This is a genomic window from Bacillus sanguinis, from assembly GCF_018332475.1.
In the GTDB taxonomy this organism is placed as follows: Bacteria; Bacillota; Bacilli; order Bacillales; family Bacillaceae_G; genus Bacillus_A; species Bacillus_A sanguinis.
The window spans coordinates 1-1,907 of the sequence record NZ_BOQB01000565.1; the positions used below are offsets into that span (position 1 = coordinate 1).

A 1,907-nucleotide genomic window follows, 5' to 3' on the forward strand; every position below is an offset into this window, starting at 1 on the left:
GCTTTCATGTATAAAGCCTTATCAAAAATTCAAGTATATATTTTCTCAATATTTTTCTGAAAATACCGAGAAAATATATCTTGCAATTAATGATGTATGTCGCGTTTATAATTTAAGATTTAATAAATAGTTCGAATATAATGTATCATTTTTAATATTCCAATATAATCCAAATAGATATTTCACTCATTTTTTTGTCTCAACAAATTCCAAAGATTATATAACCTATTTAAAACAACTCAAAAAAGCACCCTATTTAGCAGGATGCTTTTTTGTAATCATAGTGTTATAAAAAATTTATACCCTTATGCTACGCTGCGATACTCTTCTTCCTGTTCTTTTGTCTGCTTAGGTGCTTGAATTACAATTGCGATAATAAATGATACGACACATAGTACGCCGATCACCATAAAGGTTGGTTTGAATCCACCCAGAAGTGCACCGATAAAGGAACCTGCAAGTGCTCCAAATCCAAATCCTTGATACACAATTCCATAGTTCTTACTATGGTTTTTCATACCGAAGAAATCACCAACAATAGCTGGGAAAATCGTGATATTTCCACCAAAGCAAAACGCTACACTTGCTACACATACGAAGTAGATACCATAATTTAAATCTACGAAACTTAGAACTAAGACTGAACTTGCCATAACAACAAAAGTACCAGTAACGATTTTTAAACGACCGATTTTATCTGATAACGGTCCTAGAATAATACGACCTAATGTATTGAAGATTGCAACCATAGCAACCGCATTAGCTGCTGTTGCTGCGCTAAGTCCTACAAGTTGAACACCAATATCTTTTACCATACCAATTAAGTATAAACCACTCATACATGATGTGAATAACATAATAAATAGTAAGTATACTTGTTTTGTGCCTAACATTTCTTTTGTTGTATATTCATGAGTTTTTGTTTCATGGACTGCGCCTTGATCAGAAGCTTGATGGATTAAACAAGCTCCAAGGACAATCATAGCTGTAACAATTAAACCCCAGTATATAAATGCTTGTGATACACCAACTGATTCAATTAACTGTGCGTTAACGTATTTAAAGATTAAGCTACCTGAACCATATGCAGAGACAGAAATTCCAGCAATTAAACCTTTACGCTCTGGAAACCACTTTATTAAATTGGATAATGAAGTGATATATGCTGTACCATCTGCATAACCTACAACAACTCCAGCTAGTACATACAGCAAAATTAATGAAGAAGCTTGTGAACTAAGTACTAATCCTAGCCCTAATGCTAGTCCAGCTATCATAATAAGTTTACGAAGTCCCCATTTTTCTTGCAATTTACTTGCAAATAAAGTTGAAAATGCTAAGGAAAGACTAGTAATTGAGAAAGTTATAGCAACTGCGTTAAGACTCCAACCGTATTTGCTAACTAAAGGCTGATTGAATAAACTCCATGTATATATCGTTCCAAGCCCCATTTGTACGATGACTGTGCCAAGGACAACTAGCCATGGATTAACATTTGATTTTTTCATACCTTTCCGCCTCCTCTTTCTATTTCAATGCTGTTCGCTAAGTCTTGTTTTTTTATGTTCATTTTGGTCACCTCTTTTGATTTAACAACTTCATTGTATAAGATGTTTTCGTTTATGTAAGCACTTACAAGACAGAGCGTCAAAAACATAGAATCAGTTACAGAAAACGAAGGACGAAATACAAAAAAGAATTATTAAACACGTAAGTAGCTATTCTCATGTTTTACATCCATATGACTTACAACTGTTTTATCCTCTTCTTTTATAAAAATTATTTCTTAAGTTATATCATGGCTAGATTAAAAAATTTTGATTTTCCTATACATAGAGAAAAAATTATTTTTACACTACGATACACTTTATTTTCTATAAAATAAAAAATATTTTATTGATAAACAA

The 1,907-nt window shown here is 32.2% G+C and carries 1 protein-coding gene; it reads right to left on the reverse strand.

The window, feature by feature from the left end:
- Positions 1-305: 305 nt before the first annotated feature.
- The gene (locus KI369_RS28595; RefSeq protein WP_212959012.1) at positions 306-1,508 is read right to left on the reverse strand and encodes an L-lactate MFS transporter; all 1,203 of its coding nucleotides are present in this window, start codon (positions 1,506-1,508) and stop codon (positions 306-308) included.
- Positions 1,509-1,907 lie beyond the last annotated feature (399 nt).